This is a genomic window from Streptomyces sp. NPDC051452, from assembly GCF_044454765.1.
Taxonomy (GTDB): domain Bacteria; phylum Actinomycetota; class Actinomycetes; order Streptomycetales; family Streptomycetaceae; genus Streptomyces.
Genome location: NZ_JBITEB010000011.1, coordinates 169014 through 175628 on the forward strand (window position 1 = coordinate 169014; position 6615 = coordinate 175628).

At 71.7% G+C, this 6615-nt stretch carries 5 protein-coding genes and 1 riboswitch; of the genes, 2 read left to right on the forward strand and 3 right to left on the reverse strand.

From position 1 onward, the window contains the following. Window positions 1–24: 24 nt before the first annotated feature. The gene (locus ACIBA9_RS24925) at window positions 25–1224 is read right to left on the reverse strand and encodes an outer membrane lipoprotein carrier protein LolA (RefSeq protein ID WP_399366257.1); all 1200 of its coding nucleotides are present in this window, start codon (window positions 1222–1224) and stop codon (window positions 25–27) included. Between the two features lie 412 nt (window positions 1225–1636). Further along, a complete protein-coding gene (locus ACIBA9_RS24930) occupies window positions 1637–2647 on the reverse strand; it encodes a polyprenyl synthetase family protein (RefSeq protein ID WP_362154969.1) in 1011 nt (336 codons plus the stop codon). A gap of 709 nt (window positions 2648–3356) precedes the next feature. After that, window positions 3357–3537, forward strand: a riboswitch (cyclic di-AMP (ydaO/yuaA leader). A gap of 3 nt (window positions 3538–3540) precedes the next feature. On the opposite strand from ACIBA9_RS24930, the gene ACIBA9_RS24935 reads away from it, so the two are divergent. Next, entirely contained in the window at window positions 3541–4029 is a 489-nt protein-coding gene (locus ACIBA9_RS24935; RefSeq protein WP_399366259.1) for a transglycosylase SLT domain-containing protein, read from the forward strand. 76 nt (window positions 4030–4105) lie between these two features. On the opposite strand, the gene ACIBA9_RS24940 is transcribed toward ACIBA9_RS24935, so the two are convergent. Then, window positions 4106–4918 (reverse strand): HAD family hydrolase, encoded by an 813-nt coding sequence (locus ACIBA9_RS24940; RefSeq protein ID WP_399366261.1) that lies wholly within the window; start codon window positions 4916–4918, stop codon window positions 4106–4108. Window positions 4919–5233: 315 nt separating this feature from the next. Between ACIBA9_RS24940 and fahA the strand changes: the two genes are divergently transcribed. After that, window positions 5234–6451, forward strand: a complete 1218-nt coding sequence (gene fahA, locus ACIBA9_RS24945; RefSeq protein WP_399366263.1) for a fumarylacetoacetase — start codon at window positions 5234–5236, stop codon at window positions 6449–6451. Window positions 6452–6615 lie beyond the last annotated feature (164 nt).

A 6615-nucleotide genomic window follows, 5' to 3' on the forward strand; every position in this document is an offset into this window, starting at 1 on the left:
CTCGTCTCGTCGGGCCCGGAAGGGTTACTTCCCCGCGTCGGCCGCCTTCACCAGGGCGTCCTTGGTCACCGCACCGGCGTAGACCTTGCCGTCGTCGGTGATCAGGGCGTTGACCAGGCGGGTGGAGAAGACGGTGCCCTTGCCGAACTTGCCGGACACCTTGTCCCCGAGCGAGTCGAGGAAGCCGCCGGCGGCACCGCTCGCCGAGCCGGTCGGCAGACCGCCCTTGGCACCGGTGTCGAAGGTGACGACGGAGGTCCAGCCCTTGCCGAGGACCGTGGCCCCCTCTCGGCCCTTGCCGAAGCCGTGGTCCGCCTTCGGGCCGTGCTCCCGCGCCCCGGACTCCTTGTCCCCCTCGGTGACCTTGGCGCCCTTGGGCGGGGTGAAGTCGAACGTGGAGGCAGCGGGCTTCGCGAAGGAGACCTGGGTGAAGCCCGCGTTGACGACGGCGGCGCCGCCGCTCCTCGGGGTCAGCGTGAACTTCAGCGGCAGCCCCGTCTTCGCGTCCACGGCGATGCTGATCGCGCCGACCGTGGTGCCGGACTGCCTGGGCTTGATCAGCAGCTTGTAGGCGTCGCGGCCGGCGACCCGCTCGGTGCCGTCGACGGTGACGGACGTGGTGTCGTCCACCGACTTCAGCGCCTTGTCGGCGAGGTCCTTGGGCGTGGAGGGCGGCTCGGCCTGGTGGTGCCTGCCGGTGCCCGCGTCGGTGGAGTGGTAGACCTGGTTGCTCTTGCTGTCGTAGCCCCAGACGTCCTTGCCGTCGTGGATGAGGCTGTACTCGGCGCCCTGCTCAAGCAGGGACAGTTTCTGCCGGTCCGGGCCGTCTTCCGCCACCCGCAGGGTGTGCGTGCCGGTGGCCAGTTCGGTCAGCTTGGCGCGCGGGTCGGCGGAGGAGCCGTCGCCGGAGCCCCGGGTCGCCCCGGAGGCGAAGCCGCCGCCCAGCCCGCCGAGGTCGGGCAGTCCCAGGTCGGTGCTGACCCGGACGGTGCCGGACAGCTGCTGTACGTCCGACTTGGCGATCTTCTCCACGAGCTGTTGAGCGCTGATCCTGGGCAGGTCGGGGTCGCCGGAGTCGGCGAGCGCCGGGACCAGCCCGATCGTGGCCGCCGCCACCCCCACCACCGCGACCGGGACCGCGTACCGCGCGGCCTTGCGCCGGCCGGAGGGAGCGTCCTCGTCCCGTGCGGCGGCCGGTGCGTCGTCGGATTCGTACGGTGCCATGTGTGCCTTACCTCCGTCGTCCGCGGCGGCTGTCCTCACGCTGGTCCACCTAAGCCGCCATTCTCACCCGAATCGGTGAGGAGTGGTGATGTCCGTGGTTTCCATCTGACCAAATCCGCCGTGTCGAAGCGTCAGACCACGGAGCCAACTCCGTGTACGCCTGGGGTATGACACGCGGGGTCCCCTGGTATCCCGACCCGTAGGGGACGGGGCGGGAGGGGAGGCGGTCGAGGACGGGGGCGGGGGCGCGGGCGCGGGGTGTGTGCGGGATGCCGTGTGGTCGCCGGGGCGTGCGGAGTGGTCGCCGGGGCGTGCGGGGTGGCCGGTTGGGCCTGCGGGGTGGCCGGTGGGGGCGTCCCGGGTGGGGGCAGCGCCGGTGTGCGCTGCCCCGGTGAGGCCGCAGGTGGTGGGGCTAGCCAGCGCGGTGCACCACGGCGTCGCAGAGCTCCAGCAGGGACGTCTTGGCGTCGCACTCCCGCAGCGGGGCCAGCGCGGCCCGCGCCTCCTCCGCGTAACGGACGGTGTCCCGGCGGGCCTGCTCCAGCGCGGGGTGCGCGCGCAGCGCGGCCAGCGCCTCGGCGTGCCGGGCGTCGTCACTGAGGTCGGAGTCCAGCAGCTCGCACAGGGCGATGTCCTCGGGCTTCCCGAGGCGGGCGGCACGCTCGCGCAGCCGCAGCACCGGCAGGGTCGGGATGCCCTCGCGCAGGTCGGTGCCCGGGGTCTTGCCGGACTCGTGGGAGTCGGAGGCGATGTCTAGGACGTCGTCCGCGAGCTGGAAGGCCACCCCGAGCCGTTCGCCGTACTGGGTGAGGACGTCGACGACCCGCTCGTCGGCGCCGGACATCATCGCGCCGAACCGGCACGCGACCGCCACCAGGGAGCCCGTCTTGCCGCTGAGCACGTCCAGGTAGTGCTCGACGGGGTCACGGCCGTCCGAGGGACCGGCGGTCTCCAGGATCTGGCCCGTGACCAGCCGCTCGAACGCGAGGGCCTGCACCCGGACCGCCTCGGGGCCGAGGTCGGCGAGGATCTGGGAGGCGCGGGCGAAGAGGAAGTCCCCGGTGAGGACCGCGACCGAGTTGCCCCAGCGCGTGTTGGCGCTGTCCACGCCGCGCCGCACGGCCGCCTCGTCCATGACGTCGTCGTGATACAGCGTGGCGAGGTGCGTCAGCTCCACGACGACGGCCGACGGCACGATGCCCGGCGCGTAGGGATCGCCGAACTGCGCCGCGAGCATCACGAGCAGCGGCCGGAACCGCTTCCCACCGGCCCGCACCAGGTGCTGGGCGGCCTCCGTGATGAAGGGGACCTCGCTCTTCGTGGCCTCGAGCAGCCCCTCCTCGACAGCCGCCAATCCCACCTGGACATCGGCTTCCAGAGCCTGGTCCCGCACGCTCAGCCCGAACGGCCCGACGACGGTCACGAGGGGTCTCCTGTCTGCTGGTGTCTGCTGGCGATTACACGGTTTGTCGATAGGTCGCTGCCATCACTCAAGTCAGCGTATCCGGTCCTGTTTCGATCACCGATAGCGCCCACCGGTCCAGCCCGGGCCGTATCGGATCATGACCGGTATGGTTTTGATCGGATAGTAAGGGCGGATACCTCTCGACTTAACATGACTCGGCGGGGTTTGTCGCGACCTGGGGGTGAGCGGAGCGGCGCGGCGTCCCCGCCGGCCGTCCGCCGGGACCCCCCGGAGGGGTGCGCGACCACGGCCGGATCCGCCCGCGCGATCCATTCCTCCCCCTCCCCCCTCCTCTCCCCTCTTCCCGCGCCGCCCGATCCCATCCGCGCGCCCCCGGTCATGACGAGAACGACCGACGGCGCGTCACGGATCCCCCCACTGTCCAATTTTCGGAGCGAATCGCCCTAATCCCTCATGTCTGATTTGCAGGGTTTTGCTATTTCGTGAGTTGGGTCACGTGGCCCCCGGCGTCACCCCACCCGCCCGGAGACACCTTTTCCCGTTTGCCATCGGCGAGTTGAGGGTTGGCAACCGCAAAGGATCAAGTACCTCATACGGCCCCGATCAAGGTCAAATAGTGCGTTGTATGAATCCGGTGCTTGTTCCCGACATGTGCTCTCGCATACGTTCCCGGCCATCGGGTGGACGCCTAATCCTGCCGCCACCCGCATACCCATCGACGAACTCATTCGCAGGGCAGGAGCGGGGGAACCAGGTAAGTCGCCGGACCGGACGGCACATGTCGCACCGGAACGGCTAGGGGTTAAGTCGCGCTCTACCGGAGCGCGACCGGGCACCTCCCCGCCCGAACCCGACAGCTCACCTCGCAGGCGCCGGAGAGGAACTTCCCCATGCCTGCTGCCGCTCAGCCCCGCCGCGTTCGCTCCAACCGCCTCGTCCGCAAGCTCGCCGTCCTCGGCACCGGCGCCGCCGTGCTCGCCCTTCCGCTGATCGGCGCGGCCAGCGCCTCCGCGGCCACCCCGGCGGCCAAGACCGCGTCCACCACGCCCGCCGGTTACCCGAACAACCTCGACGGCTGGATCCGCGAGTCGCTCGCGATCATGGCCCAGAAGCACATCCCGGGTACCTACAACGGCATCTACCGCAACATCATCCGGGAGTCGTCCGGCAACCCGGCGGCCATCAACCTGTGGGACTCCAACGCGGCCAAGGGCATCCCGTCCAAGGGTCTGCTCCAGGTCATCGACCCGACCTTCAACGCGTACCACGTGGCCGGAACCTCGTTCAACATCTACGACCCGGTCGCGAACATCACCGCCGCCTGCAACTACGCGGCCGCGCGCTACGGGTCGATCGACAACGTGTTCGGCGCGTACTGACGCGGCACGCACCGAGGGACGGCGCACCGGCACCGACGTAGGGAAGGTGCCGGTCAGCCGGTCACCGGTCAGCCGGTCAGCCGGTCGGGAAGATCTTTTCGAGGACGACGGCGATGCCGTCGTCCTCGTTCGACCGGGTGATCTCATCGGCCACCGCCTTGAGTTCGGGATGCGCGTTGGCCATGGCGACCCCGTGGGCCGCCCAGTCGAACATCGGGATGTCATTGGGCATGTCCCCGAAGGCGAGGGCCTGTTCCGGCTCGACCCCGAGCCGTTCGGCGGCCAGCGCGAGACCGGTCGCCTTGGTCACCCCGTGCGGCTGGAGCTCCACGGTCCCCGGCCCCGACATGGTGACGGTGGCCAGCGAGCCCACCGCCGCCCGCGCGACGGCCGCCAACTCGTCGTCGGTCAGGGTGGCGTGGCGCAGCAGCACCTTGCTGATGGGCGCGCGCCACAGGTCGTCGCGCCGGGCGACCCGGACCGCGGGCAGGGTCGGGCGCGGCATCAGATACCCGGGCTCGACGAGCGTGAGACCGTCCACGCCGTCCTGGTCGACGGCCGCGTGGACCTGCCCCACCTCCGCCTCGATCTTGCCGAGCGCGGCCTCGGCCAGTTCCCGGTCCAGCCGGACCGACCAGACCAGCCGGCCGGACGCGGCGTCGTAGAGCTGGGCACCCTGTCCGCACACCGCGAGGTCGGCGCGGCCGAGGCCCGCCAGCAGGGACCGAACCCGCGGGGCCGGCCAGCCCGTGACCACCAGGTGCCGGGCGCCCGCCCGCGCCACCCGCGCGAGCGCGGCGAGCGACCGGTCGGAGACCGTGTCGTCGCCACGCAACAGCGTCCCGTCCAGGTCGGTGGCGATCAGTGCGTACGCGGGGGTGGGTGCCATGATCAGAGAATACGGACACCGCGCCTCGCCGACTCACCCGTGATCGCGCGCACTTACGTGCCGTCCAGCCCCGGGAGAGCGCCGCTCGGAAGGGGTGCGGTGGGCGGCGGACCGGCTTCCGCGGCCTCACCCGGCGGCACCTCACGCGGTCGTGCGCCGGAGCCGTCATCCGATCATCCTCCGATGACTTTCGGCCGCTCCCCGAGGTGACGCCCGAGGGCACTGCCCAAGACACGCATCCCGGCCGTAACGTGTGGCCCGACCACATGGAACGCAGAGCCATGCATGGCCTGGATGAGAGCGAGGCAGCACCCCATGCCCCCCTTCGACGTCCCCGAGGGCGACCCCTTCGGCCCGCACAACCTTCCCTATGGCGTGTTCTCGCCCTCCGGCAGCACGGAGCGGAGGGTCGGTGTCCGGCTCGGGGACCACGTTCTCGACGCGGGCGCCGCGGCCGCCGCCCTCGGCTCACCGCACGGCTCCCTGCTTGTGCGGCCCACCCTCAACCCCCTGCTGGCGGCCGGGCCCACGGTCTGGTCGCAGGTGCGGCAGGCGCTGACCGAGTGGGTGACGGAGCCGGCACACCGGCCGAAGGTCGAACCGCTCTTCCACCCCTTGTCGTCGGTCACCCTCCACCTGCCCTTCGAGGTCGCCGACTACGTCGACTTCTACGCCTCGGAGAACCACGCCAGGAACGTCGGCCAGATCTTCCGCCCGGAGGCGGAGGACTCCCTCACCCCCAACTGGAAGCACCTGCCGATCGGCTATCACGGCCGGTCCGGCACGGTCGTCGTCTCGGGCACGGACGTACGGCGGCCGTCCGGGCAGCGCAAGGGCCCCGGTGATCCCGCCCCCGTCTTCGGCCCGTCGGTCCGGCTGGACATCGAGGCGGAGGTCGGCTTCGTCGTGGGCGTGCCCTCGCGGCTGGGCGGCCCGGTCCCGCTCGACGGCTTCCGGGAGCACGTCTTCGGGCTGTGCCTGCTGAACGACTGGTCCGCGCGCGACATCCAGGCCTGGGAGTACGTCCCTCTCGGCCCCTTCCTCGGCAAGTCCTTCGCCACCTCGGTGTCGGCGTGGATCACCCCCCTGGAGGCGCTGGAGCACGCGCGCGTGACACCGCCGGAACGCACCCACCCGCTGCTGCCCTACCTGGACGACTCGGCCCCCGGTATCGAGCCCGGCGGCTACGACCTGCGCATCTCCGTCGCGATCAACGGTCATGTGGTGTCGGAACCGCCCTTCTCGACCATGTACTGGACCGCCGCCCAGCAGCTCGCCCATATGACGGTGAACGGCGCCTCGCTGCGCACCGGCGACCTGTACGGCTCGGGCACGGTGAGCGGACCGGACGAGCGTCAGCGGGGCTCCCTGCTGGAGCTGACCTGGAACGGCCGCGAGCCTCTGGAACTCCCCGACGGCAAGCGCGCGTTCCTGGAGGACGGCGACGTGGTGACCCTCTCGGCGTGGGCTCCGGGACCGGACGGGTCCCGGGTCGGGCTGGGAGAGGTCAGCGGCCGCGTCGTGTCCGGCTGACACCCTCCCGCTCACGTCGACCCGTCGGCACAGGCCCTCCGTCGCCCGCGCGTCGTGGGGCCCCCCCCCCCCCCCCCCCCGGGGGCCCCCGCCCCGGGCCCCCCGGGGCCGCCCCCCCCCCCCCGCCCCCGGCCCCCGCCCCCCCCCCCCCCCCCCGGCCCCAA

Bases quoted from the DNA above. Each gene is read 5' to 3' on its own strand.
- ACIBA9_RS24940 (WP_399366261.1), bottom strand. From the start codon at position 4,918: ATGGCACCCACCCCCGCGTACGCACTGATCGCCACCGACCTGGACGGG.
- fahA (WP_399366263.1), top strand. From the start codon at position 5,234: ATGCCCCCCTTCGACGTCCCCGAGGGCGACCCCTTCGGCCCGCACAAC.
- ACIBA9_RS24935 (WP_399366259.1), top strand. From the start codon at position 3,541: ATGCCTGCTGCCGCTCAGCCCCGCCGCGTTCGCTCCAACCGCCTCGTC.
- ACIBA9_RS24925 (WP_399366257.1), bottom strand. From the start codon at position 1,224: ATGGCACCGTACGAATCCGACGACGCACCGGCCGCCGCACGGGACGAG.